Source organism: Microbacterium sp. AK009, from assembly GCF_013410955.1.
In the GTDB taxonomy this organism is placed as follows: Bacteria; Actinomycetota; Actinomycetes; order Actinomycetales; family Microbacteriaceae; genus Microbacterium.
In genome coordinates this window covers 705195-732060 of record NZ_JACCCG010000001.1, presented here as the reverse complement: position 1 = coordinate 732060, position 26866 = coordinate 705195, and the positions used below count along the sequence as shown (strand labels likewise).

At 71.8% G+C, this 26866-nt stretch carries 23 protein-coding genes; 11 read left to right on the top strand and 12 right to left on the bottom strand.

Annotated features, from left to right (window positions below; translation table 11 throughout):
* Positions 1-17: 17 nt before the first annotated feature.
* Positions 18-698, bottom strand: a complete 681-nt coding sequence (gene mtrA, locus HDC37_RS03430) for an MtrAB system response regulator MtrA (RefSeq protein ID WP_179558953.1) — start codon at positions 696-698, stop codon at positions 18-20.
* 202 nt (positions 699-900) lie between these two features.
* Here mtrA and HDC37_RS03425 point away from each other — a divergent pair, with 202 nt between their 5' ends.
* From HDC37_RS03425 to HDC37_RS03400, 6 genes are all read left to right on the top strand, one after another.
* Positions 901-2223 carry a glycerophosphoryl diester phosphodiesterase membrane domain-containing protein gene (locus HDC37_RS03425; RefSeq protein ID WP_179558952.1) on the top strand — a complete coding sequence of 441 codons (1323 nt, stop codon included), beginning with the start codon at positions 901-903 and terminating at the stop codon, positions 2221-2223.
* Positions 2220-2891 (top strand): DUF4129 domain-containing protein, encoded by a 672-nt coding sequence (locus tag HDC37_RS03420; protein ID WP_179558951.1) that lies wholly within the window; start codon positions 2220-2222, stop codon positions 2889-2891. Before HDC37_RS03425 ends, HDC37_RS03420 begins: the two co-directional genes overlap by 4 nt.
* Positions 2888-4093, top strand: coding sequence for a DUF4350 domain-containing protein (locus HDC37_RS03415; RefSeq protein WP_179558950.1), 1206 nt, complete (start codon positions 2888-2890; stop codon positions 4091-4093). The genes HDC37_RS03420 and HDC37_RS03415 overlap by 4 nt, the downstream gene beginning before the upstream one ends.
* The gene (locus HDC37_RS03410; protein ID WP_179558949.1) at positions 4090-5121 is read left to right on the top strand and encodes a MoxR family ATPase; all 1032 of its coding nucleotides are present in this window, start codon (positions 4090-4092) and stop codon (positions 5119-5121) included. Before HDC37_RS03415 ends, HDC37_RS03410 begins: the two co-directional genes overlap by 4 nt.
* A gap of 2 nt (positions 5122-5123) precedes the next feature.
* On the top strand, positions 5124-6425 hold the full coding sequence (locus HDC37_RS03405; protein WP_179558948.1) for a DUF58 domain-containing protein: 1302 nt from the start codon (positions 5124-5126) through the stop codon (positions 6423-6425).
* A 114-nt stretch (positions 6426-6539) separates the two neighbouring features.
* Positions 6540-7358 carry an aquaporin gene (locus tag HDC37_RS03400; RefSeq protein WP_179558947.1) on the top strand — a complete coding sequence of 273 codons (819 nt, stop codon included), beginning with the start codon at positions 6540-6542 and terminating at the stop codon, positions 7356-7358.
* 101 nt (positions 7359-7459) lie between these two features.
* Here the strand turns inward: HDC37_RS03400 and katG are convergent, their stop codons facing one another.
* The 3 genes from katG to HDC37_RS03385 form a co-directional block, all read right to left on the bottom strand.
* On the bottom strand, positions 7460-9769 hold the full coding sequence (gene katG, locus HDC37_RS03395) for a catalase/peroxidase HPI (RefSeq protein WP_179558946.1): 2310 nt from the start codon (positions 9767-9769) through the stop codon (positions 7460-7462).
* 74 nt (positions 9770-9843) lie between these two features.
* A complete protein-coding gene (locus tag HDC37_RS03390) occupies positions 9844-10311 on the bottom strand; it encodes a Fur family transcriptional regulator (RefSeq protein WP_179558945.1) in 468 nt (155 codons plus the stop codon).
* A gap of 476 nt (positions 10312-10787) precedes the next feature.
* Positions 10788-11783 (bottom strand): stage II sporulation protein M, encoded by a 996-nt coding sequence (locus HDC37_RS03385; protein WP_179558944.1) that lies wholly within the window; start codon positions 11781-11783, stop codon positions 10788-10790.
* A gap of 16 nt (positions 11784-11799) precedes the next feature.
* Between HDC37_RS03385 and HDC37_RS03380 the strand changes: the two genes are divergently transcribed.
* Positions 11800-12705 carry an RDD family protein gene (locus tag HDC37_RS03380; RefSeq protein WP_179558943.1) on the top strand — a complete coding sequence of 302 codons (906 nt, stop codon included), beginning with the start codon at positions 11800-11802 and terminating at the stop codon, positions 12703-12705.
* Between the two features lie 106 nt (positions 12706-12811).
* Here the strand turns inward: HDC37_RS03380 and ahcY are convergent, their stop codons facing one another.
* Positions 12812-14320, bottom strand: coding sequence for an adenosylhomocysteinase (gene ahcY / locus HDC37_RS03375; protein WP_179558942.1), 1509 nt, complete (start codon positions 14318-14320; stop codon positions 12812-12814).
* Between the two features lie 87 nt (positions 14321-14407).
* The gene (locus HDC37_RS03370; RefSeq protein WP_124292740.1) at positions 14408-14614 is read right to left on the bottom strand and encodes a DUF3499 family protein; all 207 of its coding nucleotides are present in this window, start codon (positions 14612-14614) and stop codon (positions 14408-14410) included.
* Positions 14615-14675: 61 nt separating this feature from the next.
* Between HDC37_RS03370 and HDC37_RS03365 the strand changes: the two genes are divergently transcribed.
* Positions 14676-15113 (top strand): metallopeptidase family protein, encoded by a 438-nt coding sequence (locus HDC37_RS03365; protein WP_179558941.1) that lies wholly within the window; start codon positions 14676-14678, stop codon positions 15111-15113.
* Between the two features lie 21 nt (positions 15114-15134).
* Here the strand turns inward: HDC37_RS03365 and HDC37_RS03360 are convergent, their stop codons facing one another.
* The 4 genes from HDC37_RS03360 to manA all read right to left on the bottom strand — a co-directional run bounded on the left by HDC37_RS03360 (position 15135) and on the right by manA (position 21205).
* Complete coding sequence (locus tag HDC37_RS03360) at positions 15135-16577, bottom strand: DUF5719 family protein (protein WP_179558940.1); 1443 nt, start codon at positions 16575-16577, stop codon at positions 15135-15137.
* The gene (locus tag HDC37_RS03355; RefSeq protein WP_179558939.1) at positions 16574-19450 is read right to left on the bottom strand and encodes a glycosyltransferase; all 2877 of its coding nucleotides are present in this window, start codon (positions 19448-19450) and stop codon (positions 16574-16576) included. The genes HDC37_RS03360 and HDC37_RS03355 overlap by 4 nt, the downstream gene beginning before the upstream one ends.
* Positions 19451-19545: 95 nt before the next feature.
* Positions 19546-19869 (bottom strand): WhiB family transcriptional regulator, encoded by a 324-nt coding sequence (locus HDC37_RS03350; protein ID WP_124294400.1) that lies wholly within the window; start codon positions 19867-19869, stop codon positions 19546-19548.
* Positions 19870-20050: 181 nt separating this feature from the next.
* Complete coding sequence (gene manA / locus HDC37_RS03345; protein ID WP_179558938.1) at positions 20051-21205, bottom strand: mannose-6-phosphate isomerase, class I; 1155 nt, start codon at positions 21203-21205, stop codon at positions 20051-20053.
* Between the two features lie 43 nt (positions 21206-21248).
* Between manA and HDC37_RS03340 the strand changes: the two genes are divergently transcribed.
* From HDC37_RS03340 to HDC37_RS03330, 3 genes are read left to right on the top strand one after another with little or no spacing between them, the layout of a single operon-like run.
* Positions 21249-22850, top strand: coding sequence for an O-antigen ligase (locus HDC37_RS03340; RefSeq protein WP_179558937.1), 1602 nt, complete (start codon positions 21249-21251; stop codon positions 22848-22850).
* Positions 22847-24172 carry an O-antigen ligase family protein gene (locus HDC37_RS03335; protein ID WP_308472067.1) on the top strand — a complete coding sequence of 442 codons (1326 nt, stop codon included), beginning with the start codon at positions 22847-22849 and terminating at the stop codon, positions 24170-24172. The genes HDC37_RS03340 and HDC37_RS03335 overlap by 4 nt, the downstream gene beginning before the upstream one ends.
* A gap of 50 nt (positions 24173-24222) precedes the next feature.
* The gene (locus HDC37_RS03330; RefSeq protein ID WP_179558936.1) at positions 24223-25218 is read left to right on the top strand and encodes a glycosyltransferase; all 996 of its coding nucleotides are present in this window, start codon (positions 24223-24225) and stop codon (positions 25216-25218) included.
* Positions 25219-25303: 85 nt separating this feature from the next.
* Here the strand turns inward: HDC37_RS03330 and HDC37_RS03325 are convergent, their stop codons facing one another.
* Together HDC37_RS03325 and HDC37_RS03320 are read right to left on the bottom strand one after the other, a co-directional pair.
* Positions 25304-26041 carry an ABC transporter ATP-binding protein gene (locus HDC37_RS03325; protein WP_179558935.1) on the bottom strand — a complete coding sequence of 246 codons (738 nt, stop codon included), beginning with the start codon at positions 26039-26041 and terminating at the stop codon, positions 25304-25306.
* On the bottom strand, positions 26041-26850 hold the full coding sequence (locus HDC37_RS03320; protein ID WP_179558934.1) for an ABC transporter permease: 810 nt from the start codon (positions 26848-26850) through the stop codon (positions 26041-26043). The genes HDC37_RS03325 and HDC37_RS03320 overlap by 1 nt, the downstream gene beginning before the upstream one ends.
* Between the last annotated feature and the right edge of the window lie 16 nt (positions 26851-26866).

The window sequence follows — 26866 nt, the reverse complement described above, 5'->3', positions numbered from 1 at the left end:
GCCCTCATGTCAGACCGTCACGCAACGGCGCCCGCGCGATAGCCGACCCCGCGCACGGTGGTCACGATCCGCGGGTTGTCGGGGTCGCTCTCGACCTTGGCGCGCAGGCGCTGCACGTGGACGTTGACCAGGCGCGTGTCGGCCTTGTAGTGATAACCCCACACCTGCTCGAGCAGCATCTCGCGCGAGAACACCTGCTGAGGCTTGGACGCGAGGGCCACGAGCAGCTCGAACTCCAGGGGCGTCAGCGCGATGGGCTCTTCGCCGCGCCTCACCTCGTGCGCCGAGACGTCGACGGTGAGGTCGCCGATGCGCAGCACATCGGGCGTCGTCTGGGAGGCGGGCCTCAGCCGGGTCCGGATGCGGGCGACCAGCTCCTTGGGGTTGAAGGGCTTGACGATGTAGTCGTCGGCACCCGATTCCAGCCCTCGTACGACGTCGGCCGTATCGGTGCGGGCGGTGAGCATGATGATCGGGATGCCGGATTCGGCCCGGATGCGCGTGCACACCTCGATGCCGTCCATGCCGGGGAGCATCAGGTCCAGCAGCACGAGGTCGGGCCGCTCGTCGCGCCACGCGTCGACCGCGCGCGCACCGTCGGCGCAGAACGCGGTCTCGAAGCCCTCCGTGCGCAGCACGATCCCGATCATCTCTGCCAGAGCGGTGTCGTCGTCGACAACCAGGATCCGTGATGTCATCGGGTCTTTCATCCTTCGGTCCGGTCGGGCTCGGTGCGACGCCACGGGTGTCGAACGCTGTGAGCCACACTAGTCGACGCTCCCTGGAGACGCACCGAGCATCACCAGCAAGTCCGGAGGCGGCCGCGCGCCGGTATGACACGATGGGATCGGTGCGGCGCGACCGCGACCGCATGGCCGCACACGCGAGGAGGACCGCCCCGTGACGTCGTATCCGGCGTGGACGCCGGCATCCCGGCCCGGCATCATCCCACTGCACCCGCTCACCTTCGGAACGATCCTCGGCAGGTCGTTCACGGCACTGCGGCACAACCCGAAGGTGCTGCTCGGATTCGCCCTGGGCATCCAGGCGGTGACCTACATCGTGGTGATCGTCGCCATCGGCGCCATCGCCATCGGCGCGTTCTCGCGCCTGGACACCCTGCGGCCGGGGTCGGAGGAGTTCGACACGGTGCTCGCCGGGTCCATCGCCCTCGTGGTGGTCGCCGGGATCGTGCTGGGACTTCTCGCGGGCGCCGTCGGCGTCATCGTCCAGGGCGTGGTGGTCACGGAGGTCGCTCGGGGAGCCGTCGCCGAGAAGCCGACCCTGGGCGCGATCTGGGTCCAGCTGAAGCCCGTGGTCTGGCGACTGATCGGCTACGCGTTCCTGCTCGCGGCGGCCGGTGTCGTCGCGGTGACCCTCGTCGTGCTCGTCCTCGTCGCCGTCGGGTTCGCGGTGCTCCCGGTCGCCATCGTCCTGAGCGTGCTGGCGGTGCTCGGCGCGATCCCGCTGGTGCTCTGGCTGTCGACGAAGCTGATGCTCGCGCCGGCTGCGATCATCCTCGAGCACGCCACCATCCGCGGGGCCGTGGTGCGGTCGTGGACCCTCATCCGCGGCCGGTTCTGGGTGGGCCTCGGCGTGCTCGTGCTGGTCTCCCTCACCTTCTCGGTGCTGGCGCAGGTGGTGAGCGTGCCGTTCAGCCTCCTCACGAGCGGCGTCTCGACGATCATCTCCCCCACCGGCGACCCCGAGCCGGGCGCGATCGTGGCTCTCATCTTCGGGCTCGTCCTCACTCAGGTCGTGACCCTGCTCATCCAGGCTGTGGCCGTCGTGGTGCAGTCCACCGCGTCGGCGCTGGTCTACATCGACTGCCGCATGCGTCGAGAGGGCCTCGACCTCGATCTCCAGAGCTACGTCGAGCAGCGCGACGCCGGGCGGACCGACCTTCCCGACCCCTACCGCCTGCACGTCGGCCGTGCCATCGCGCCCCGACCGACCCCGCAGGCCTATCCCCCGTACCCGGCTCCGCAGGGGTACGGCCCGCCGCCCGGGTATCCGGCGCCGCAGGGGTACGGCCCGCCCCCGGGGTACCCCGCGCCGCAGGGCTCCCCCGCACCGCAGGGGTACGGCCCGCCGCCCGGGTACGCCGCACCGCCGGCCGCGCCCCCTGGTCAGCCGGCGCCCCCCGCCGGCGACACGCCGACGACCTGGGCGGCACCCGGCGACAAGCCCGGCGGCGACACCGCCGATCGCGACGCGCCGTGACCTCCGACGTCGCGCGGATGCTCGTCGCGACACCCGTCACCCCTGACGGCGACGAGGCGCGGGAGTGGGCGGAGCGGGAGCTGTCGAATCCGGTCTACGCCGAGGCGGAGCCGACGGCCTTCGATCGGATCGCCCGCGCCATCGGCGAGTTCCTCGGCGGCCTCTTCGCCACCGACGTCTCCGGTGGGCTGGGGTCGGCCGTCGCCCTGATCGCGGCGATCGCCGTGGCGGCTCTGATCATCGTCGCCGTCCTCGTGTGGGGTCTTCCTCGCGCGAGGCGTCGGGCGGCGGCCCCGGTCGCGACCCTGTTCGGCGACTCCGAGGAACGCACCGCCGACGATCTGCGTCGCGCCGCGGCATCCGCCGCCGACGCCGCCCAGTGGGACGAAGCCCTCATCCTGCGCTTCCGCGCGCTCGCGCGCGGCCTCGCCGAGCGCGGGGTCGTGACCACGCCGCCAGGCGCCACGGTGCACGCGTTCGCGCGGTCGGCGGGACGTGTCTTTCCGAGCGCCGCTGCCGAACTCGAGGCCGGTGCCTCGGCATTCGACGATGTCCGCTACCTGCGCCGGCCGGGCTCTCGCGACGACTACGCCCGGCTCCGCCGCCTCGACGAGCAGCTCATCGCCGCTCGCCCGGCCGCCCCGGTCCGGGTCGGGATGGACGCATGAGCGCCTCTTCGCCCCTCACCGAGCTCGGCGCGCGCGCCGCCGGTCCCGCCGCATCGCGGCGACGGCGGGTCGCCGGGTGGATCGCGCTGGCCGTCGCCCTCCTCGTCGTCGGCAGTGTCGGCGCCGCACTGTCGGGGCTCGGCGACTGGGCCCAACGGGACGCGCTCGACCCCGAGTCCGCCGGCCCCACCGGAACACGGGCCCTCGTCGAGGTGCTGCGCGACCAGGGGGTGGAGGTCGAGGTCGCTCGCAGCCGTGCGGATGCGACCCGCGCCCTCGACGGCGCCTCGGGCGGCGCGACGCTCGTGCTCCCCGACGCTCCCGCGCTTTCGGACGAGGGCCTCACTGCCCTCGCCGCACCGGCCGACGACCTCGTCCTCATCGAGCCGCGGTCGCGGACCCTGCGCCTCTTCCTTCCCGGAACGGGCATCGGCGGGCGCGCCGACACACTGCTCGACCCGCAGTGCGGCCTCCCGGAGGCCGAGCGGTCGGGGCCGGTGAGTCCCGGCGCGGTCTTCGACACCGGGGACGGCGCCGACGGCTGCTACCTCACGCCCGACGGCGCGGCGGGCCTCGTCGTCGCCGAGCTCGACGGTCGGCGCGTCGCCGCCCTCGACGGCACCGCACTGCTCGTCAATGAGGTGCTGGCCGAGGACGGCAACGTCGCCCTCGGTGTGAACCTGCTCGCGCGGCATCCGCTCGTGGTCTGGTACGACCCGATGGTCGGTGACACCGATCTGGAGAACACCGACCCCTCGCTCGGCGAGTCCACTCCGCCGTGGGTGAGTCCCGCGATCGTCCTCCTCCTACTCGCCGCCGTGGCCGCCGCGGTCTGGCGCGGCCGGCGGTTCGGCCCGCTGGTGCGCGAGCGCCTGCCGGTCACCGTGCGCGCCGCCGAGACCGCCGAGGGCCGCGCCCGCCTTTACGCGCAGACACGCGACGCCGGCCACGCCGCCGACGATCTCCGCATCGCCGCCCTTCGGCGCATCGCGCGCCTTCTCGGCCTCGGCCCGAACGCCGCGGCCGATGAGATCGCCGATGCCGCAGCCGACCGCCTTTCCGCCGATCGACGGGTCGTCCGCGGCATCCTCCTCGACGATGTCCCGACCGACGACGCCCAGCTCACCGTCATCGCCTCGCGCCTGCGCGACCTGGAAGCAGCGCTCCGCGACGCCGTCCGTCCCGAAAGGAACCGCCCATGACCGATCAGCCGTCCGCCCCCGCTCCCGAGGGCGCCCCCGCGTCCACCCCCGCCCCCGCCGCTGCAGCCACGATCGACGACGCGGCGCTCCGCGACGCGATGCACCGGGTGCGCACCGAGGTCGGAAAGGCCGTCATCGGCCAGGACGGCACGGTGACCGGCCTCCTCATCGCCCTTCTCGCGCGGGGTCATGTGCTGCTGGAGGGCGTGCCCGGGGTCGCGAAGACCCTGCTGGTGCGCGCGTTCAGCACCGCCCTGGGCCTGGACACCAAGCGCATCCAGTTCACCCCCGATCTGATGCCCGGCGACGTGTCGGGATCGCTGGTGTACGACGCGCGCACCGGCGAGTTCGAGTTCCGACCGGGCCCGGTGTTCAGCAACATCGTGCTCGCCGACGAGATCAACCGCACCCCGCCGAAGACCCAGGCAGCGCTGCTGGAGGCGATGGAGGAGCGACAGGTCTCCTCCGACGGCGTCACCCGGCCGCTGCCGTCCCCGTTCCTCGTCGCGGCGACCCAGAACCCCATCGAGCAGGAGGGAACCTACACCCTCCCCGAGGCCCAGCTCGACCGGTTCCTCCTGAAGCTCATCGTCGACCTCCCGCCGCGCGACGCGGAGCTGGCGGTGCTCCGGCGTCACGCGGAAGGGTTCGACCCGCGCGACCTCGGCGCCGCAGGGCTCGCGCGGGTCATCGACCCGCAGGAGATCGTCGAAGCCCAGCACGCCGCGGCGCGGGTCACGGTGACCGACGACGTGCTCGGCTACGTCGTCGACCTCGCCCAGGCGACCCGCCAGAGCCCGTCGGTGCAGCTGGGCGTCAGTCCCCGCGCGACCACCGCGCTCCTCGCGGCGGCCAAGGCCTGGGCCTGGCTCGGCGGCTACCCCGCGATCACCCCCGACCACGTGCAGACCCTGCTCGTGCCCACCTGGCGGCACCGGATCCGGCTGCGCCCCGACGCCGAGCTCGAGGGCGTGTCGGTCGACGCCGTACTCACCGCGGTGGTGCAGCAGACGCGCGTGCCGGTCTGAGCGTGTACGTCACCGGGCGCCTCCCCCTCTTCGTCGGTCTCGGCGTGGTGCCGGTCGTGCTGCTCTCGATCGCCGGTGTCGACGCGTGGCTGGCGATGGTGGGGTGGGCTCTGCTCTCGTTCACGCTGGCGTCGGCGGATGCTGCGGCGGCGCCCGATCCGCGCCGGCTCGACGTCGTTCGCGACATCCCCCGGCGGAGCCTCCTCGGACAGCCGGTCGACACCGGCGTGACCCTCCGCAACGGCGGTGCACGGACGCTCCGGGGGCGGGTGCGCGACGCCTGGCAGCCGACGGCCGGGGCCCCGCTCGAGCGCCTCGCCGTCGAGATCCCGCCCGGCGAATCCCGCCGGGTGCGGGTGCCGCTCCTCCCCCGCCGGCGCGGCGAACTGCGCACCGGCTTCCTCGTGGTGCGCAGCGCCGGTCCCCTCGGACTCGCCGGCCGGCAGCGGCGCCTCGACGCTCCGGGCGCCCTGCGGGTCCTTCCGCCCTTCACCTCTCGGCGTCACCTCCCCTCCCGCCTCGCCCGACTGCGCGAACTCGACGGCAACACCAGCGTCCAGGTGCGCGGGCAGGGCACCGAGTTCGACAGCCTGCGCGAGTACGTCCGCGGCGACGACGTGCGCTCCATCGACTGGCGGGCGACCGCCCGCGCCGGGACGACCATGCTCCGCACCTGGCGGCCCGAGCGCGACCGGCACGTGGTCATCATCATCGACACCGGGCGCACCGCGGCGGCGCGCGTGGGCGACGGGGTGCGGATGGATGCGGCGATGGAGGCCGCGCTCCTGCTGTCAGCCCTCGCGTCGCGGGCGGGCGACCACGTGCACCTGGTGATGTTCGATCGGCTCGTGCGGGCCCGGGTGACCGGGGTCGACGGCCCCGGGCTCCTTCCCGCCCTCGTCGATGCGATGGCCCCGGTCGACCCGCAGCTGATCGACACCGACTGGGACGCCGCGATCGCGCAGGTGCGCCGCCTCACCTCACGCCCCTCGCTGGTGGTGCTGCTGACCGCACAGGACGCCCCCGAGGCCGCTCGCGGATTCCTCGGGTCGCTCCCGGCGCTGACCGCTCGCACCCGCGTCGTGGTGGCCTCGGTCACCGACGACCCCGCGCCCGCCGACCCCCGACCCGACGCCGACGAGCTCTACCGGCAGGCGGCGTACGCGCGGGCGGCGCGGGATGCCGAACGGGTCGCAGCCGCGGTCCGTCGCGCCGGTGCCGAGTCGATCGCCGCCTCACCCGATGATCTGCCGCCTGCCGTCGCCGATCGCTACCTCGCCCTGAAAGCCGCGGGTCGGCTGTGACCGGCCGCTGACGCGGCAACCCTCGGCGCAGCGTGAGCCCGCGCATGAGCCGCGTGTGCGGGTCACACACGGCCCCGGGCGACGCTACGCTCGGCGCGACGAAAGGAATCCGACATGCCGGACGCATCACCTTCGCCCGGGCTCGACCCCGCTGCGCTCGATGCCGTGCCCTCGACGAGCGCCAAGCTGGTGGCCGAAGCGCTGGGGACCTTCCTCCTCGTCTTCAGCGCGATCTCCGCGGCACTCTTCGCCGCCGATCTCGGCGCGAGTGAGAACGGCGCCTCGCTCGGCATCGGGTTCGTCGGCGTCTCGCTGGCGTTCGGCCTGGCGCTCATCGCCGGCATCTACGCCTTCGGCCCGATCTCGGGCGGCCATTTCAACCCCGCCGTCACCCTGGGGCTCGCCGCCGCCGGGCGCTTCGCCTGGCGTGACGTGCCCCCATACCTCATCGCGCAGGTCGTCGGCGGGCTCGTCGGCACGACCCTCATCGTCCTCATCGGATTGTTCGGCCCCGGCGACTGGCTCGCCCAGGCCCAGGACGGCGGGTTCGCCAGCAACGGCTTCGGCGAGCTCTCCCCCGGCGGTTTCGGCCTGGGAGCTGCGATCATCGCCGAGGTGCTGTTCACCGCGATCTTCGTCATCGTGATCCTCGGCGTCACCCACCCGCAGCGCGGCACCGCGGGGTTCGCCGGGCTCGCCATCGGACTGACGCTCACCCTCGTCCACCTCGCGACGATCCCGATCGACAACACCTCCGTCAACCCCGCGCGCTCGATCGCGACCGCCGTCTACGGCGGAGCGGAGCCCTTCCTGCAGCTGTGGGTCTTCATCGTGTTCCCGATCGTCGGCGGCCTTCTCGCCGGCCTCCTGCACCGGGCGCTGTTCGAGAAGACTCCTGCGCCGCCGGCGCAGAAGGAGGCGCGGACGCGCTGACGCCGTCCCGCGTCATCCGCTCTCCCCGCTCCGCCACGAGGACGGGCCCGCCCTCCGTGAGGAGAGCGGGCCCGGTTCCTATGGATGCCGCGTGGCGACCGTCAGACGAGGTCGAAGCGGTCGAGCTCGGTGACCTTGGTCCAGGCGGCGACGAAGTCGCGCACGAACTTCTCGGTGGCGTCGTCGCTGGCGTGAACCTCGGCGAGCGCGCGCAGCTCGGAGTTCGAGCCGAACACGAGGTCGACGCGGGTGCCGATGCCGACCGACTCGCCGCTGCCGTCTCGGCGTCCCTGGAACGCGTGCGAGCCGGGGTCCAGCGGCTTCCAGGTGACCCCGAGGTCGAGCAGGTTCACGAAGAAGTCGTTCGTGAGGGCACCCGGCCGGTCGGTGAAGACGCCGTGGTCCGAGCCGTCCCAGTTCGCGCCGAGCACCCGCAGGCCCCCGACGAGCACCGTCATCTCCGGCGCGGTGAGGGTGAGGAGGTTGGCGCGGTCGAGCAGGTGGTACTCGGCCGGGAGCGTCGCGTCGGGTCCGTAATAGTTGCGGAAGCCGTCGGCGACGGGCTCGAGCCAGGCGAACGAGTCGGCGTCGGTCATCTCCTGGGTGGCGTCGGTGCGCCCGGGACGGAAGGGCACCTCGACGGCGACCCCGGCATCGGCCGCGGCCTTCTCCACACCCGCGTTGCCGGCGAGCACCAGGACGTCGGCGAGCGAGACGCGCGTGCCGCCGGTCTGCGCCTCGTTGAAGCGCTGCTGGATGCCCTCGAGGACGGGGAGCACCTCCGCGAGCTGCGCGGGGTTGTTCACCGCCCAGTCCTTCTGCGGGGCGAGGCGGATGCGCGCGCCGTTGACGCCGCCGCGCTTGTCGCTGCCGCGGAAGGTCGATGCCGCCGCCCACGTGGTGCCGACGAGCTGCGAGACCGTCAGGCCCGAAGCGAGGATGTCGGCCTTCAGCGCCGCCGCGTCGGCGGCATCGATGAGCTCGTGGTCGACCGCGGGGACGGGGTCCTGCCACAGCAGCACCTCATCCGGAACCTCGGCGCCCAGGTACCGGTCACGCGGGCCCATGTCGCGGTGGGTGAGCTTGAACCAGGCACGGGCGAACGCGTCGGCGAAGGCCTCGGGGCTCTCGAGGAACCGGCGCGAGATCTTCTCGTACTCGGGGTCCATGCGCAGCGCCAGGTCGGTGGTGAGCATGCGCGGTTCGCGCCGCTTCGATGCGTCGTGGGCGAGCGGCACCATGTCGGCGCCGGCACCGTTTTTCGGACGCCACTGGTGGGCGCAGGCCGGGCTCTTCATCAGCTCCCACTCGTAGGCGAAGAGGATGTGGAAGAACTCGTTGTCCCAGCGCGTCGGGTGGTAGGTCCAGGTGACCTCCAGGCCCGAGGTGATGGTGTCATCGCCCTTGCCGCTGGCGTGGGAGCTGCGCCATCCGAGGCCCTGTTCCTCCAGGGGCGCGGCCTCGGGGTTGTCGGCGAGCGCCGAGTCCGGCGCGGCACCGTGGGTCTTGCCGAAGGTGTGGCCGCCGGCGATCAGCGCGACGGTCTCCTCGTCGTTCATCGCCATGCGGGCGAAGGTCTGACGGATGTCGCGGGCCGCCGCGATCGGGTCGGGGTTTCCCTCCGGGCCCTCGGGGTTGACGTAGATGAGGCCCATGTGGGTCGCGCCGAGCGGCTTGTCGAGCTCGCGCCCCTCACCCGAGAAGCGCTTGTCGCTGCCCATCCATTCGGTCTCGGCGCCCCAGTACACGTCGTCGTCGGGCTCCCACACGTCGGCACGGCCGCCGGCGAAGCCGAAGGTCGGGAAACCCATGTCCTCGAGCGCGACGTTGCCGGCGAGGATCATGAGGTCGGCCCACGAGATGCTCTGGCCGTACTTCTTCTTCACCGGCCAGAGGAGGCGACGAGCCTTGTCGAGGTTGACGTTGTCGGGCCAGCTGTTCAGCGGCGCGAAGCGCTGCTGACCGGCGCCGCCGCCACCGCGTCCGTCGGTGACCCGGTAGGTGCCGGCGCTGTGCCAGGCCATGCGGATCATCAGCGGACCGTAGTGTCCGAAGTCGGCGGGCCACCAGTCCTGCGAGGTGGTGAGCAGCTCGGCGATGTCACGCTTGACGGCGGCCAGGTCGAGGGCCTCGAACGCGGCGCGGTAGTCGAAGTCGGCCCCCAGCGGGTCGCGCTCGGTGGGGTTCTTCGCGAGGATCCGCACGTTCAGCTGGTTCGGCCACCACACCCGGTTCGCCGACCCCGCGGTGGGGTGCGGCAGGGCGGTGTGCACGACGGGGCAGGAGCCGCCCTGCTGTTCGGGCTCGTCGGTGACCGTGACGGCCTGGTCGACCTCGGTCTCGCCGCCGATTCCCGTCGCGGTGTCGATGTCGGTGTCGATGGCGGTCGTGACGTCGTCGTGATGCGTCATGTGTTTCCTTCCTGAGGGGTGGACTGGGCACCGCGCGGCCGCGCACCCCCTCGGGGGCGCGAAGCGGCGACGCGTCAGAACTGCGTCGGCGGGGTGGTGGGAGACGAGGGTTCGACAGCGGCGGCGCAGGCCGCGCACAGGCCCCAGAAGGTGACCTCGGCCGATGTCACGGCGAAGCCGGCGGCCGCCGACGGGTGCAGGCAGGGCGCCTCGCCGACGACGCAGTCGACGTCGGCGACCGCGCCGCACGATGTGCAGACGAGGTGATGATGATTGTCGGCGACGCGGCGTTCGTAGAGGCCCGGGTGGCCGGCCGGTTCGATCCGCCGCGCGAGACCCGCCGCAACGAAGTCGGCGAGGGCGTTGTACACCGACTGCAGGTTCGTCTGCGGGGCGTGCGCGGCGACGCGGCGGTACAGTTCGTCGGCGCTGGAGTGCGGTGCCTCGGTGAGTGCGTCGAGCACCGCCCGCCGCGAATCGGTGACCCGCAGACCCGCCGCGCGGAGCGCGTCGGCGGAGGTCGGTGCGGCGGGCGAAGTCACTCCTCCACCCTAGTACGTTCTTTTGACTGACTCAAAACAACGCGCGGCGGCTCCCTCCCCTTTCGGCCAAGGAACCACCTCGTTCGCCCGTGCTGAATCGGGGTGGCACAAATGGTCGCCCCCGCACCCCCACCACGACCACTTTCGCCACCTCGATCAGCTCGACGCCATCGGGGTGGCACAGATGGTCGCCCCGCGCCCCGCCACGCGACCAATCTCGCCACACGGTCGCATCCGCTCCCACCGAAGTGACGCACATGGCGACCTCCAGTCGCCCAAGGCCACCATCTGCGCCACCTTCGCCGCCCCGCCCGACAAGGAAGTGGCGCACATGGCGACCTGCAGAGGCGCAAAGCCACCATCTGCGCCACCTTCGCGCCCCCGCCCGACAAGGAAGTGGCGCACATGGCGACCTCCAGTCGCCCAAGGCCAACATCTGCGCCACCTTCGCCGCGCTGCGCCCCGCGGCGAGGGGCTCAGCCGGCGACGAGCGTGGGCGTGCCGGTTTCAAACTCGGTCATGTCACCGGTCTCTCCGAGCCGCTCGGCGCGGCGGCCGACGACGAGCATGTAGGCCAGGAACGCGCCGAGCGCGAGCGCACCGATGCCGATCTTCACCGGCCACGGCCAGGGTTGCGCCGTGACGAAGCCCTCGATGACGCCGGCGACGGCCAGGGCGATGACGAGGCCGATCGCCACCGTCGCGAGCGAGCGCCCCGCGGCGGCGAGCGCCTCGGCTCGCGGCCGACGGCCGGGCGCCACCCACGCCCAGAAGATGTGGAGTCCCGCCGCGCCGGCGACGAAGATGCAGGTCAGCTCGAGCAGCCCGTGCGGAAGGATGAACAGGATGAAGACGTCGCCGCGGTCGAACGCGAGCATGATCGCTGCGGCTGTGCCGACGGCGACGGCGTTCTGCACCAGGACCATCACGGGCCAGATCCCGGTGATCCCGAACATGACGCACTGGGCCGCGATCCAGGCGTTGTTGGTCCAGACCGTCCCGGCGAAGGCGGCGGCGGGGTTCTCGCTGTAGTACGAGGTGAACTGCTCCTCGGCGTAGTACTCCAGCTGCGCCTGCGGCCCGAGCGTCGCCACGAGCGCCGGGTCGGAGGAGATCCAGAACGCCACGACCGCGCCGACGGCGATGAAGGACAGTGCGATCACGAGCGTCGTCCAGCGCAGCCGGTACAGCGCTGCGGGCAGCTGCAGGAGGAAGAACCGGGGGATCTGTCGGAGCGGGTTCTCCCGCCCACCGGTCAGCCGCAGCCGCGCCCGGGCGAGGATCGTCGAGACGTGGTCGCCCTCGGGTGTTCGCCCGGCCGTCGTCTTGATCTCGGCGAGATCCGCCGACGCCGCGCGGTACCGGTCGACGAGCTCGTCGACCTCCGCCCCGGTCAGGCGACGGCGCCTGCTGAGTTCGTCCAGTCGCGCCCACTCCTCCCGCCGCGCAGCGGTGAGGGCGTCGAGGTCCATGTGTTTCACTGTAGTCATGCCCTCCGACGGCTCGGCGACCACGTCCTCTCCGCGCGCCGGGACCGATCCGCGAAACAGCGCGGCGACCCGCCCGCAGATCGTCGAGATCGACCAGGACGAGATCCTCACCGGCGAGGCCGTCGCCCTCGACGTGCAGCCGATCGGCTTCTTCCTCCGAGCCCTCGGCACGCTGATCGACGTCCTCATCGGCGCCGCGATCCTCATCCTGTTCGCGATCGCCGCCGGGTGGCTCACCGCCTCCGGCGTCCTCGACCCGGTGGTGACCCCGATCCTCACCATCGCGGTCATCGTGCTCGTGCTCGTCGTCCTCCCCACGGTGGTGGAGACCGCCACCCGCGGCCGCAGCGTCGGAAAGCTCGTCGTCGGCGGGCGCATCGTCCGAAGCGACGGCGGCGCCTCCGGATTCAGGCAGGCGTTCATCCGCGCCCTCGTCGGCGTCCTTGAGATCTGGTTCACCGTCGGGGCCCTCGCTGCCATCGTGGGCGCCTTCACCCCGCGCTCGCAGCGGCTCGGCGATCTGCTGGCCGGCACCTATGCCGAGCGCACCCGCACGCCGCGCCTGCCCGCGCCTGCGCCCGGCATGCCGCCCGCGCTCGAGGGCTGGGCGACGATCGCGGATGTCGCGCGGCTGCCCGACCCGCTCACGCGACGCATCGCGCAGTTCGTCCGCAACGCCGCGAACCTCGAGCCCGCCGCCCGCGCACGCGTGGCGATGTCGCTGGCGAACGAGGTGGCCGTGCACGTCTCGCCGCTGCCACCCACCGACCCCGAGACGCTTCTGCGGGCGGTGGCGAGCATCCGCCGCGACCGCGAGTACCGCGCGCTCGTGCTGGAGGCGCGACGAGTGGCCTCCCTCACCGCGGGTGAGACCGCGGCACCGCGCGGGTTCCCCCAGCGGTGACCCGCGTCATCCGCGCAGAGCGAACCCGCGACATCCGCTCACCCGGTCCGCTCACTCGATCCGCTCAGCCGCGCAGCGCCGCCGGCGCCGGCGCGGCGGTGCCGACTCAGTACCGGTAGTGATCCAGCTTGTACGGACCCTTGACCGGCACGCCGATGTAGGCCGCCTGCGCGGGTGAGAGCTCGGTGAGCTCGACGCCCAGCGCAGGAAGGTGCAGGCGTGCGACCTTCTCGTCCAGCGCCTTGGGGAGCACGTACACGCCCGTCGGGTATTTCTCAGGGCGGGTGTACAGCTCCAGCTGGGCGAGCACCTGGTTGGTGAACGACGCGCTCATGACGAAGGACGGATGCCCCGTGGCGTTGCCCAGGTTCATCAGGCGCCCTTCGCTGAGGACGAGGACGCTCCGCCCGTTCGGCAGACGCCACTCGTGCACCTGCGGCTTGATCTCCACGCGCTCCGCGCCCGCGAGCGACTCCAGGCCCGCCATGTCGATCTCGTCGTCGAAGTGGCCGACGTTCGCCACGATCGCCAAGTGCTTGAGCCCCAGCAGGTGCTCGACGGTGACGACGCCGGTGTTGCCGGTTCCGGTCACGACGAGGTCGACCTGGCCGAGCACAGACTCCAGGCGCGCCACCTGGAAGCCGTCCATCGCGGCCTGCAGCGCGCAGATCGGGTCGATCTCCCCGACGATCACGCGGGCTCCCTGGCCACGCAGCGCCTCAGCGGCGCCCTTGCCCACATCGCCGTATCCGGCGACGAAGGCGACCTTGCCGCCGATGAGCACATCGGTCGCGCGGTTCAGGCCATCCGGCAGCGAGTGGCGGATGCCGTAGACGTTGTCGAACTTCGACTTCGTCACCGAGTCGTTGACGTTGATCGCGGGGAAGAGGAGCGTGCCGGCGGCGGCGAGCTCGTAGAGGCGGTGCACACCCGTGGTCGTCTCCTCGGTGACGCCGATGAGGTCGGCGGCCATCCGGGTGAACCGCTGCGGGTCGCGGTCGAGGCTGCGACGGAGCGTCTCGAGGACGATCCGGTACTCCGCCGACGCCGGCCCCTCCGGCTCGGGCACAGCGCCGGCCCTCTCGAACTCGACGCCCTTGTGGACGAGAAGCGTGGCGTCACCGCCGTCGTCGAGGATGAGGTTCGGACCCGCGAACCCCTCGGCCGACCAGTCGAAGATGCGGTCGGTGCACGCCCAGTACTCCTTCAGCGTCTCGCCCTTCCAGGCGAACACGGGTACCCCCGCGGGGCTGTCGATCGTGCCGTTCGGCCCGACGACGACCGCGGCGGCGGCTTCGTCTTGGGTGGAGAAGATGTTGCAGCTGGCCCACCGCACCTGGGCGCCGAGGGCGACGAGGGTCTCGATCAGCACTGCGGTCTGCACGGTCATGTGCAGCGACCCGGCGATGCGGGCGCCGCTCAGCGGCTGAGACGGACCGAATTCCTCCCGCAGCGCCATGAGACCGGGCATCTCGTTCTCGGCGAGGCGGATCTGGTGGCGCCCCGCCGGGGCGAGCGACAGGTCGGCGACGGAGTACTCGATCGAGCGGGCGTCGACAGTGGCGTCGGCGGAATCGGATGCCGCGGGCGCGGCGGCGACGGTGGGAGTGGCCATTGCCCCATTCTCCCATGGCCCTGCGCGGGACCGACGTGCGTGGCCCTCCGGCGGCGCCCGCCGGAGGCGGCGGTGCGGGCCGACCCGTCAGACGCGCAGCGTCTCGTGCCGGACGACGACCCAGCCCTTCGGCACCGACATCCGCTCGGTGTGGATCGCGCAGAGGTCGTGCGCGTGGGGATCGCCGGTGCGCCCGAGCGGCCCGAGGGCCGCCATCTGGTCGCCGTAATCGAAGGTCAGTGTCGACGTCGCCTCACGGGCGCAGCCGACCTTGGAGCAGAGTCTGTCGCGCATCGCCCCTCACGCTAGTCACGACTTCAGACACCGAGCGGATGCCGCGCCGTAGGATGAACGCATGGCCTGGCGTCGAGCACGGAGCGCGCAGGCGTACTCCCGCCCCGACCGGCACGGACGACATGGCCGCGAGGGTCGCAGCCCCGTGGTCCGGCCACCGCTTCCGCCGCTGGACACCCGGGTCGAGCGGTTCGACCTCGCCGTGGGCTCGGTGGCCGAATTCCTCCGCTCCGCCTGGCCCGAGCTGCGCGAAGTGAGCTTCGAGATGGCCGACATGCCTCCCGCGACCGACGCCGACGGCATCCCCCGCTGGGTCGTCTCCCGCGACCGCAAGCGCATCATCCTCTACCGCATCCCCATCGAGCGCCTCGGTCACCTGCACCGCAACGACGATCTGCATCGACGCATGATGATCGAGAGCTGCGTGTTCCGCGCCGCCGCCGAATACCTCGACCGCGACCCGTGGGACCTGGGTCCGGAGCGCTTCCGCTTCCTCTGAGCGTCTCCCGCCGAGCCCACCTCAGGGGTAGACGACCGTCGGCGGCGCTGCCGCGTCCGACGGCCACACCGGGTAGCCGGCGAGCGCATTGTCGCCCGACAGCGACAGCCCCGCGTGGATCACGCCTCCCGAGGTCTCGATGACCGCGACCGTACGGGGCTCGAGCGGCACGACGGCCGACTCGCCGGCGGGCAGATCGACGGTCTGGATGACGGCGCCCTCCAACGTCCAGACGGAGGCACTCGCCGTCTCCTCGCCGGTGTTGACGAGCGTGAGCACGGGCACGGGGCCCGCGGGCGCCGCCACGAGAGCCGTGGCGCCGAGGGCCGGACCCGGGGTGAACCAGGCGAAGTCGCTCCCCTGCGAGAACCCGCTCGTGTGCCAGGCGGCGGCCACCACCGGGGCGTTCGCCTCGACGCGCACCACGTACTCGCCCTCGGTGAGACCGGTCAGCTCCGCTTCGAGCGGCACACCGGGCTCGAGCGGCACGACGACGGGCGCCCCGATGCTCGCCCCGGTCGCGGCATCGGTGACGGTGACCGTCGCCGAGATCGGGCCGGCATCGTCGGCGGCGGGCGCCATGACGCGCACGATGGTCTCGGCGCCCTCATCGGCGCCCTCACCCTCCGTCGCGGCGGGCACGGCGACGCCGGCGATGACCTGCTCGGACGAGGGCGCCACGATCGGGCCGATCTGATCGATTCCGGCCGCCTGCAGGGTACGCGTCACGCTGGTCTGGAGCGAGGCCTGGATGGGGGACCCGGTGGCGGTGACCCGGATGACCGGGCTCTGCTCTCCCAGGAGCAGACCCGCGAGGGGCACGACACGCTGCGCCCCCGCCCGCACCACGATGTCGGCGCCGCCGGCGGGCTGCTGCTCCCCTGACGCGCCGAACAGGGTCAGCTGCACGGTCGCGGGGACCGAGCCGGGGTTGGTGAGGATGACGAGGTCGGCCGCGCCGGTCGTTCCCGACCCGCCGACCAGCCACGATTCCGTGAGCGGCGGACGACACGCCGATGCGGCGAACCCGGAGAGGTCGGGGTCCGACACCGTCGCCGCTCCTGCGGCGGCGAGAGCCGCGGCCTCGCGGTTCGCCGGCTCCGCCGTGAACGCCTCGGGTCCGACCGCGTCGGGCACCTCGGTCTCGAGGACGCGAGGCTCGGCGGCACCGGCATCCGGTCCCCCGCCGCCGGTCACTCCGCTGGTCACCGTGGCGACGGCCGCTTGACTCAGTCCCAGCGCATCCTCGGCGGTGCGGCCGAGGGAGATCAGGCCGCCGGGGCATGCGAGGGTGACGGTGTCGGGCTCGGGGGTGACCGAGAGCGCCAGCGGCGCGCGGTCGACCGTCGGCCACGGCACGGCCGACAGGGTCACGATACCGACGACGAATCCGGTCGCGGCGAGCGTGCCCGCCAGCATCCGGGCGCTCGTGGCGGCCCAGCGGAACCTGCGGCGATCGCTCATCGCTCCTCCAACGGGCCCGGGCCGCTCGTGCCGAAGCCGACGATGCGGGGTGTGCGCCGCGCCGCGCGCCGCGACGCCCGCGTCGGGACGGCGAGCAGGAGCGCGATCGCGAGCACGGCGAGGTTCGCCCACAGGATGAGGCGTGAGAGGTCGGCGGCGGACGCCGGCAGACCCGGTCGCTCGGCGACATCGCCGGTCACGCGCCACAGCTCGCCCTTCGGGGTGGCACCGGCGTTGTCCAGCCCGCTCCGCTGGTCGAGGGCGAGGACGGCGTCCAGTCGGAACGCACGGGCGGCGTCGGACTCGGGGATGGCAGCCGGCGCGAGCACGACGAAGCCGATCCCGCGACCGGCGAGCTCGGCGACCGCCCCCTCACCGGTCGTGGAGACGAGGTCCACGGCCAGGGCCGCGACGGTCGCATCGGCGGTCGTGGGGGTGGCTCGCGTGGCCGCCAGGGTGCTTTGCCCGCTGAGCGTCTCACTCTCGCCCCACACCACCGCCGCGGCGACCCCGCCGGCGTTCTGCGGGGTGAGCACGAGAGTTCCGATATCGGGGTCGTCGCCCCCCTCGGCGGCGATGAAGGCGGGGAGCGTGCTGTCGGGTCCGTTGGTGAGCTCCGACGCACCCCGCGTGAGGGCGGTGAGCTGAGGGACGGCGAGCACGGCGATGGCCAGTCCCGCGGTGACGGCGACGGCGACCCGTGCGGTGCGCATCCGCGGAGCGAAACCGGCGTCCAGGGCGACGAGTGACCCGCCGACGAGGCCGATCCACGCCAGGCTCAGTCCGGGCCCCGGCCACAGCGGCACGCTCTGCCCGTGCACGACCGAGACCGAGATCCCCACCGCGACGAAGGCGGTGACGATGCCGAGCGCGGTGATGACGAGCAGGCTGATCCCGGTGGCCCAGCGCGGTGTGAGCGGGGCCAGGAGCGCGAGGACGGCGAGCGGGGCGACCAGGAGGGGCACCCACCACACCCAGACCCCCTCGAGCATCGTCGCCCATCCGCCGGCATCGGGCGAGGGCAGTCCGGCGATGAGGAGGCTCCTTCCGACCACGTCGGCACCGACCTGCGGGCCGGGCCACGGTAGGCCCGGGTCGGCTACGAGAGCCCACCACTGACCCGCCATCCCCTGCCACCAGACCAGTGGTGCGGCCATGATCACCGTCGGAACGAGCGTCCAGACCAGCTGCGCGGTCCCGCGACCGGAACGCGCGACGATGGCCAGCAGCAGCGCCAGCACCCACAGGGCGATGAACGCCGGGGCCAGCGACGGCGCGCAGGCGATCACGGCTGCGAGAAGCAGGGAGGCGACCCCCGCCGCTGCCCACGAGCGATGCGCGACGGCGCCGGCGTAGAAGAGCCACGGCAGAAGGAGATGAAGGATGACGGCCGCCGGCCGCCCGTCGGTGAGGGCGGCCAGGAACGCCGGGGAGAGCGTCCACAGCGCGCCGCCGAGCAGCCGGAGCCCCGCGCGCTCGGTGACCCGTGTGGCGGCGAACCAGCCGCCTGCGGCAGCCAGCGGGAGGGCGAGAACCCACAGCAGCACCAGGGCCCGCGAGGGATCTCCCGGCCACAGGCTCCCGATGATCGCGAGGATCGTGGCGAACGGGTCGGCGGGTCCGACGACGTCGAGACCGAGCTGGCGCCGACCGAAGGACGCGTCTTGCCAGAGTTCGGTCAGCGTCGAGCGAAGCGGCAGCAGGCCACCGCCGCCCATCACAGGCCAGGCCAGGAGCGCGGTGAAGGCTGCGACCGAGAGAACCAGAGCACCGAGCACCAGCCATGCGCCGCCGCCGGTGAAGAAATGCAGGTCAGGGCGCACATAGACACCCGAGTCAGTGGCCGCCTCGGCGTCGGCCGCGTCGTCGAGGCGCTCCCTGAGCTCGCTCTGCGAGATGCGGAGGGCGGCCAACTGCAGCCACGGCGCCCGGCGGGTGCGACGGATGCGGCGGCGGGCCCGCACGACAGGGGGGATGCGGACGAGTGCGACCACGGTCGCCCACCATTCGGGGAGCACGCGTTCGGGCTGCTTGGTGACCAGGTGGGCGGCGGTCCGCCACACCGCGATCGGGAGGATCGTCAGCCAGAGGGCGAAGACCGCCGCGGGGTGGGCGTAGACGAGCCGGCGATGCAGTTCGGCGGCGCGGGTGGCGAAGGCGCGCCGCCGACGTCGGCGCGCCGTGGTCGGTGCGGGAAGGCCGGCGACGCCGTCGCCCTCGGTGGCGACGAGCGCCGACGGGACGATCGAGACCCGGGAGCCGGCGAGGCGGGCGCGGATGCCGAGGTCGAGACCTTCGTCGGCTCCACTGAGCCCAGGGTCCAGGCCCCCGAGTTCGCGCCATGCGTCGGCGCGGACGAGGAGGCCGCGCACATCCGCGCCGAGCACATCCTGCCGGGCATCGTGCTGGCCCTGATCGAGTTCGCCGTCCGCCAGCCCCACCGTCCGACCGAGCCGGGTCAGCGTGACACCGAGCGAGACGATCTCGCTGCGGTCATCCCACCGCACGAGCTTCGGAGCCACGAACGCCACCGACGGCGCGAGCTCCAGCGCGCCGACGAGCTGCCGGAGCGCCTCGGGCTCGGGCGCGGTGTCCTGTGCGAGAAGCCAGACCGCATCGCCGTCGAGCCGGTGGGAGGCCAGCGCCGTGGCGGCCGCGAACCCGGTGGACGCCGGGGCGGTGATGACCGACTCGGCACCGGAGGCCGCCGCGATCTCGGACAGGCCGGCGCTCTCGCCGCACAGCACGATCGTCAGCGCGTCAACGGGGCGGGACTGCTGCCGCAGCGCCGCCAGCGTGCGACGCAGGTGGGGGGCGGCCGTCGTCCGCCCGTCGGGGCGCACGACGAGAAAGGCGTGGACTCTCGCGGGCATGACCTGGTCAGCCTAGGCGGCGAAGCCGGCGGGCCCGGTCGCACGCGCCGCGCAGACGACGAAGGGGACGCCGTAGCATCCCCTCGTTGTCGTCGTCAGCCGGCCCGCCGCTTGAGCTTGCGGCGCTCCCGCTCGCTCAACCCGCCCCAGATGCCGAACCGTTCGTCGTTCTGCAGCGCGTACTCCAGGCACTCGGTGCGCACGTCGCACGAGGAGCAGATGCGCTTGGCATCACGGGTCGAGCCGCCCTTCTCGGGGAAGAACGCCTCCGGATCGGTCTGCGAGCACAGTGCGTCGGTCTGCCAGCCGAGCTGGGTCTCTTCGTCTTCGACGACGGGGCGACGAACGCCCGGGACCCCCAGCTGAACAGGATCGACGAACCAATTGTCGGGAACGCCGGAACGGTATTGCGCCGCCATCTCGTTCTCCCACCTGTCACCCACGCCCTGCTGCGTGTACGAGTAATTACACCCGTGTAGTTCCCCGCGGTCAAGTCGCAGATCGTAAACCCTCAACCGGCGGGTGAATCTTCACGACGCGCCGTCGGCGTGTCGCGGTTCGATCACGCCCCCGGTGATTCCGGCGCAGATGAGAGAACTCTCACCGACCGGGTTCGGCGAGGAACACGCGACCGGTGCCGTGCAGCACGATCGCGGGCTCGTCGGGGGCGACGAGAACCGCCCGGCCGGGCCGGAGAGGTACCGCGTCACCGCTGCCGCCGGCGACGGTGACATCTCCCTCGGTGGCCACGACGACCGCGGTGCCGGACAGCGGCACCTCCACCGCGCTCCCCCGCACCTCCGCCGCGGTCAGCGCGAAGTCGCCGACCGGCACGTCATAGCGACCGATGCCGGGGCCGTCGGGTCGGGGGCGCACCACGCGCGCCGGACCCGGGGTGGTGTCGACGATGGCGAGTAGTTCGTCGACGTCGATGTGCTTGGGTGTCAGCCCTCCGCGCAGCACGTTGTCGCTCGCGGCCATGATCTCCACGCCGAGCCCTCGCACGTAGGCGTGGAGCACACCGGCGTCGACGAACAGCCCCTCTCCGCGGCGGAGGGTGACGAGGTTCATCAGCAGCGCCACGACGACGCCCGGGTCGCCGGGGTGATCGGCGATCAGCTGCCGGGCGTTGGCGAGCTCCGCGGCGAACTCCTCCGAGCGCGCCGACGACACCGCCGTGAGCAGGGCGGCCAGATCGTCCGGCGTGGCGGCCGAGAGAGCCCAGCTCAGCCCCGCGCGCAGACCCGCCTCGGGATCGGATGCCGCCAGCGCCGCCTCCAGCGGAGCGGCGGCTTCGCCGAGCGCCGCCAGCAGCCGCCGGGTGGCCGCGACGTCGCGGAGCCCCGCCATCGCGACGAACTCGTCGGAGACGGCGACGATGAGCTCGGGCTTGTGGTTCACGTCGCGGTAGGTGCGGTGCGCGGCGTCCACGGGAATGCCCGCCTGATCCTCCCGCGCGAACCCGTCCTCCGCCTGCGCGATCGTCGGGTGGGCTTGGATCGAGAGCGCGGATGCCGCGGCCAGCAGCTTCAGCAGGTACGGAAGCCTGGCCGGGGCGCCGACCGCGCGGCCCTCGTCGGCCAGCCACTCATCCAGCGACCGGCCGCCGACGACCCGCGCCGGCGACCCCGGGTGGTCTCCGAACCACACCTCCGCTTCAGGGCGGCCCGAGGGCTCGCGACCTTCGAGCTCGGCCAGCAGGGTGGTCGATCCCCAGGCGTAGTCACGGGGGTCGTTCGCGATCGGCACCAGCATGGGTCCAGCCTAGGAGCCCGGCCGCCGGTAGCCTGAATGCACCATGGCCGTCCACACGAAGCATCCGGTCGCGGCACACCCCGGCCCGCCCGTGCGCGAGAAGACAGGGCACCTGCTCCTTCGCGCCTGGTGCATCTTCGTGCTCGCCTCGATGCTCGCAAGTGTCGGCTGGGTCAACGCGCTCGGCGACGCCGGGGCCGGGGTGCTGATGATCTCCGCCGGCGTGGTGTCGGTGATCGCCTGGGTGGTCATCCGTCCGCCCTTCCAGTGGCGACGACTCCCGTGGATCGCCCTCGGCTACGTGGCCTGGGCGGCGCTGTCGCTGACGTGGTCGGCCTGGCTCGGCACATCCGTCCTCACCTGGCTCCTGCTCGCGCTCACGACCCTGCAGGGACTCTTCGTAGCGGCGATGCTGACGTGGCGCGAGATCATCCGTGCCGTCGCCTCGGCGCTGAAGTGGGTCCTCGGGCTGTCGCTGCTGTTCGAGCTGGCGGTGTCGCTCTTCGTGCAGGGGCCGCTTCTGCCCGGCTTCGTCCTCCCCGACCCGGGTGTGGACTACGACCCCATCGTCTACTGGTCGCGCGACAATCTGTTCGACGGCGGGCGCCTGCAGGGCCTCATGGGGAACGCCAATCTTCTCGGCCCCGTGGCGCTCCTCGGCATCATCGTCTTCGCCATCCGCTTCGCCGTCCGCGCTCCGCGCCGGGTGCTGCTCATCGGCTGGATCGCGCTGGCCGCGTTCCTCTACGTGCGGGCGGCCTCTGCCACGGCGTTCCTCGCCGGCGCGCTCGCCCTGGTCGTGCTCATCACGGTGCAGCTCATGCGCCGCACCCGGCGGCCCGGCGAGCGCACGCGCTGGTACATCGCCTACGCCGTCATCGCGATGGGCGGCGCGGTGTCGCTGTGGGTGTTCCGGGATGCGCTGTTCCGTGCCGTCGGGCGAGAGAGCGACCTCACCGGACGCCAGGGCATCTGGCAGGCGGTGCTCGAGCGGGCGAACGAGCGTCCCGTCGTCGGGTGGGGTTTCGCCACGCCCTGGCTGCCGTCCGAGCCGCAGTTCGACCGATGGATCGTCGATCACGGCGAGACCGTCATGCAGGCGCACAACATGTGGCTCGACGTCTACCTGCAGCTCGGCATCATCGGCGTCGTCATCTTCGCCGCGGCCCTATTGGCCTTCATCTGGCGGGCGTGGTTCTTCGCCGTCGACCGGCCGCGGTGGGACCTCCGCGCCGACCGCCCCTACTCCCCCCTCACGCTGCTGCCGACCCTCGTCGGCGCCATCCTCCTCGTCCAGGGGGTCGCCGAATCCACACCGCTGCTGATGTGGGGCTGGATGTTCCTCGTCATGCTCGGCGGCAAGATCAAGCAGACCCCGCACGTCGGGGTCGGTCCGACCGAGCAGTCCCTCGCCATCGAGCGCGGTGAGCTGATGATCGACACCCTCCGCACCGACACCCCGCGGCCGCGGGGACGGGTCGCCACGCCCTCAAGGGCGGTCACCAGCGCGGTGACGGACTCCGCGCCGAGCGATCCGGCATCCGGCGCCGCCTCACCCGGCGCCGACTCGCCGGGCACCGCTTCGCCGGGCACCGCTTCACCCGGCACCGTGGCATCGAAGACCGACGTGAAGCCGGCACCGTGACCGCAGCGGAGGCGGGCGTGCCGCACCGCGGGTGGGCGTCGCATCTCCTCGAATCGGCCGCGTTCGCCCGCGCGTACTCGCTGTGCGTCCTCGGCGCGGTGTTCTCCGGTTTCCTCATCGAGCGGATGACCGGACGCGTCACCTACGTCACGATCCTCGCGGTGCTCTGCCTGCTCGGCGGCGCGATGCTCTTCGTCCGTCGCGGCGAGATCTCGCTGCTGCGGCTCGTGCCGACGACCCTGGTCCTCTTGGCGGGGTGGGCGTTCGTCAGCATCTTCTGGAGCTCCGACCCCACCGGGTCGTTCTGGGGGTGGCTGTCCTTCGTCGCCATCGCGTTCCTCGCCGTCACCCTCGGGCACGTGCGCGACACCCTGCAGACCGCCCGAGCGCTCGGCGACGTGCTCCGCGTGCTGCTGACGGTGTCACTGGGAGTGGAGATCCTCAGCGGCATCCTTCTGGACACCCCCTTCCGATTTCTCGGCATCCAGGGGAACATCGCCCAGCTCGGCCCCATCCAGGGCGTCTTCGGCACCCGCAACGTGCTCGGCTTCGTCGCCGTGCTCGCCCTCATCACCTTCCTCATCGAGTACCGCACGCAGTCGGTGAGGCCCGGGATGTCGCTGTACTCCGTCATCCTCGCCGGAACCCTGGCCGCGCTCAGCGACTCCCCCACCGTGCTCGTCCTGGCCGTCGGAGTGGGGCTCGCCACCGCCGCCCTCGCGCTCGTCCGCCACACCCCGCCCGCCCGCCGCGGGGCGGTGCAGTGGGCACTCGGCGCGCTGGTGGTGATCGGGATCGGCGTCGGATACGTCGCGCGGCAGCCGATCGTCACCTTCCTCGGCGCCGGCACCGATTTCTCCATCCGGGTCGAACTGTGGAACCGGATGGTCGATCTCATGCGCTTCCGCCCGGTGCAGGGGCAGGGCTGGTACGGCCCGTGGGATGACGACGAGTGGCCCTTCAACGCGCTGAACGGCCTGACGGGGACGAACCACGCCACGGGGCTCAACGCGTATCTCGACGTGCTGCTGCAGATCGGGTGGGTGGGGCTCCTGCTGTTCCTGGCGTTCTGCGCCACCGCCCTCGTGCGCGCGTGGCTCGACGCCAGCGAGCGCCGGTCGGTCATCTACGCCTGGACGCCGCTCATCCTCGTGGCGCTGCTGATCGACTCGCTGTTCGAGAGCTTCACCCTGTTCGGGATCGGATGGCTCGTGCTCGTCCTGTGCGCCGTGCGCGCGGGCCACTCCCGCTCCTGGCGCGAGCGCCTGGACGCCCCCGACGATGTCGGCCCGGGGCTGCCCGTCTTCGACGTGCCGCGGTAACGGGGCGTTCACCCGGAGTTCGGATGCGCCGCTGTTAGAATCCTCGCGCCATGACACTCGCCGACGCACGCCCGGAACAGACCGTGACTGAACAGTTCTCCCCGGCGACGGCGACCATCGCCATCGTGACCTTCAACCGTTCGGGCCTGCTCTCCCGGCTCCTGGAGAGCATCGAGCGGATGGACCCCAAGCCCGGCCACATCGTGGTCGTCGACAACGCGTCGACCGACGACACCGGTGTCGTCGTGGAGTCGTTCCGCGAGCGCCTGGGCACCGAGCTCGTCTATCGCCGGATGAACACGAACACCGGCGGCTCGGGCGGCTTCAGCGAGGGCATGCGGGTCGCCTACGACCTCGGCTCGACCTGGATCTGGCTCATGGACGACGACGTCGAGGTCATCCCCGACGGTCTGGCGAAGATGGGCAAGTGGGCGCCCCGCTTCAAGAGCATCCAGGGCCGCCGTTACGACTACGACGGCAGCGAGTTCTACTGGCAGTACCGGATCGCCGAGCCCCTCGCCATCCCGATCCCCTTCGCCCCAGCGAGCTTCGACGCCTCCGGGTTCAAAGAGATGAACTCGGGATGCTTCGAGGGGATGTTCATCCACCGCGACATCGTCACCGAGATCGGCCTCCCCGACCCCCGGTTCTTCATCTACTGGGACGACCAGATGTACGGCTGGCTGGCGTCGCGCGTCACCACCTCCGTGATCGTGGACGAGTTCGTCCTGCGTCGCACGCGCGAGATCAAGCAGTGGGACATGGGCATCCGCCACATGAACGCCTCGAGCAACGCCTACCGGTACTACATCATGCGGAACCGGTCGCACATCAAGCGCTACTACCGCTCGCTCGGGGTCTACAGCCCGGTCCTGTTCGGTCTCGGCACCGCGCTCACGTTCGGCAAGGAGCTGATCCGGCTGCTCTTCGTGGAGCGCACGGTGCGCGGCACCTCGCACCTGTTCCGCGGCCTTCGCGACGGCCGGAAGATCGCCAACGACCGCTCCTGGTCGCCGATGCCGCCGCTGTCGGCCCCCACCCGCTGAGGATCGCAGCGCCCACTCTGTCGTTGAGCGAGCGAAGCGAGAACGCCCGCCCGGTCGTTGACCGAGCGGAGCGAGTCGAACCGCCTCACCCGCCGTTGTAGTCGGCGTTGTACCGGTCGAGCACCTCGTGGATCGACGCGTCCATCGACAGCCGCCCCTTGTCGAGATAGAGCCCCCGCTGGCAGAAGCGGCGAAGATCCCGCTCGCTGTGCGAGACGAAGAAGAGGGTCCGTCCGTCGGCCAGCAGCTCGTCGATCCGTGTGTAGCACTTCTCGCGGAAAGCCTTGTCGCCGACGGCGAGCACCTCGTCGACGAGCAGGATCGGCTCCTCGAGCTGTGAGACGACGCTGAAGGCCAGGCGCACCTTCATCCCATTGCTCAGGTGCTTGTATGGAGTATCGACGAAGTCGTCGAGCTCGGCGAAGTCGATGATGCTGTCGAATCGGCGCGAGACCTCGGCCCGCGGCATCCCGTGCAATCCCGAGGTCAGACGCACGTTCTCGCGGACGGTCAGGTCGCCGACGAATCCGCCGGTGATCTCGATCAGCGGGGCAACTCCCCCGTTGACCCGCACCGAACCCTCATCGGGCAGGAGCACGCCGGCGACGAGTTTGAGCAGCGTGGACTTGCCCTGGCCGTTCCGTCCCACGACACCGATCGACTCGCCAGGTGCGACGGTGAAGCTCACGTCGCGAAGCGCCCAGAACTCGCCGGGCCTCGAGCGCCGGTTCGAGCCGGCGAACAGGTCTTTGAAGCTGCGCCGCCCGCGGCGGTTCCGCCGGAACCGGACCCCGAGATCGGCCACCTCGATCGCGTTCGGCATCACAGCTCCTTCAACACGGGTCGCTCGAGCCGGCGGAACACGAAGTGCCCCAGCGCGAGGATGCCGACGCTCATCGTGACCCCGACGACCACCGAAAGGGTGTCCCACACGTCGGGGAAGAAGCCGACGCGGTACAGCGTGAAGATGCCCGACAGCGGGTTGAAGGCGGCGAGCTGGGGGAAGATCCCCGGCAGGTCGGAGACGGAGTAGATAATCGGCGAGGCGTAGAAAAGCACGCGGAGGATGAGCTTGGTCGTGCGCTCGAGGTCGGAGTAGAGCACGCACAGAGGCGAGACGATCAGCCCCAGGCCGACGAGGAGCATCGTCTGCAGCAGGATCGCGACCGGGAAGAGAAGGAGGCCCCAGTTCAGGGAGACCGGCGTACTGCTGGTGAAGGCGGCGACGATGACGAATCCGACCAGCACCGGAAGCGAGCAGAGGAACTCGACGCCCTTGCTGAGCACGATGCGGTTGACCCAGATTGATCGCGGGATCGCCGTCGACCGGACCAGGCGGGCGTCTTTGTTGAACGCACGTGTGAAGTCCGACACCGCCGCGTTGAACCACACCCATGGCAGCAGAGCCGTGATGAGGAAGACGATGTACGGCTCGTGCCCGACGGTGCGCTGGAACACCTGCGTGAAGACGAACCAGTAGATGAGGCTCATCACCAGCGGATCGAGCACCGACCAGAGGTAGCCGAGCGCACTTGTGGCGTAGCGAACCCGGAGGTCGCGTGCAGAGAGCAGCCACAACGAGTGGAGGTAACGCCTCGGGGACCCGGGGGCACCGACGGTCGCTGTGGTCACGATGATGAGTCTACGA

What these genes read in the sequence shown, in the direction of transcription:
- HDC37_RS03380 (WP_179558943.1), top strand. Translation starts at nt 11,800, where the DNA reads ATGCCCTCCGACGGCTCGGCGACCACGTCCTCTCCGCGCGCCGGGACC.
- HDC37_RS03330 (WP_179558936.1), top strand. Translation starts at nt 24,223, where the DNA reads ATGACACTCGCCGACGCACGCCCGGAACAGACCGTGACTGAACAGTTC.
- HDC37_RS03370 (WP_124292740.1), bottom strand. Translation starts at nt 14,614, where the DNA reads ATGCGCGACAGACTCTGCTCCAAGGTCGGCTGCGCCCGTGAGGCGACG.
- mtrA (WP_179558953.1), bottom strand. Translation starts at nt 698, where the DNA reads ATGACATCACGGATCCTGGTTGTCGACGACGACACCGCTCTGGCAGAG.
- HDC37_RS03340 (WP_179558937.1), top strand. Translation starts at nt 21,249, where the DNA reads ATGGCCGTCCACACGAAGCATCCGGTCGCGGCACACCCCGGCCCGCCC.
- HDC37_RS03355 (WP_179558939.1), bottom strand. Translation starts at nt 19,450, where the DNA reads ATGCCCGCGAGAGTCCACGCCTTTCTCGTCGTGCGCCCCGACGGGCGG.
- HDC37_RS03365 (WP_179558941.1), top strand. Translation starts at nt 14,676, where the DNA reads ATGGCCTGGCGTCGAGCACGGAGCGCGCAGGCGTACTCCCGCCCCGAC.
- manA (WP_179558938.1), bottom strand. Translation starts at nt 21,205, where the DNA reads ATGCTGGTGCCGATCGCGAACGACCCCCGTGACTACGCCTGGGGATCG.
- ahcY (WP_179558942.1), bottom strand. Translation starts at nt 14,320, where the DNA reads ATGGCCACTCCCACCGTCGCCGCCGCGCCCGCGGCATCCGATTCCGCC.
- HDC37_RS03410 (WP_179558949.1), top strand. Translation starts at nt 4,090, where the DNA reads ATGACCGATCAGCCGTCCGCCCCCGCTCCCGAGGGCGCCCCCGCGTCC.
- HDC37_RS03400 (WP_179558947.1), top strand. Translation starts at nt 6,540, where the DNA reads ATGCCGGACGCATCACCTTCGCCCGGGCTCGACCCCGCTGCGCTCGAT.
- katG (WP_179558946.1), bottom strand. Translation starts at nt 9,769, where the DNA reads ATGACGCATCACGACGACGTCACGACCGCCATCGACACCGACATCGAC.
- HDC37_RS03350 (WP_124294400.1), bottom strand. Translation starts at nt 19,869, where the DNA reads ATGGCGGCGCAATACCGTTCCGGCGTTCCCGACAATTGGTTCGTCGAT.
- HDC37_RS03385 (WP_179558944.1), bottom strand. Translation starts at nt 11,783, where the DNA reads ATGGACCTCGACGCCCTCACCGCTGCGCGGCGGGAGGAGTGGGCGCGA.
- HDC37_RS03415 (WP_179558950.1), top strand. Translation starts at nt 2,888, where the DNA reads ATGAGCGCCTCTTCGCCCCTCACCGAGCTCGGCGCGCGCGCCGCCGGT.
- HDC37_RS03325 (WP_179558935.1), bottom strand. Translation starts at nt 26,041, where the DNA reads ATGCCGAACGCGATCGAGGTGGCCGATCTCGGGGTCCGGTTCCGGCGG.
- HDC37_RS03360 (WP_179558940.1), bottom strand. Translation starts at nt 16,577, where the DNA reads ATGAGCGATCGCCGCAGGTTCCGCTGGGCCGCCACGAGCGCCCGGATG.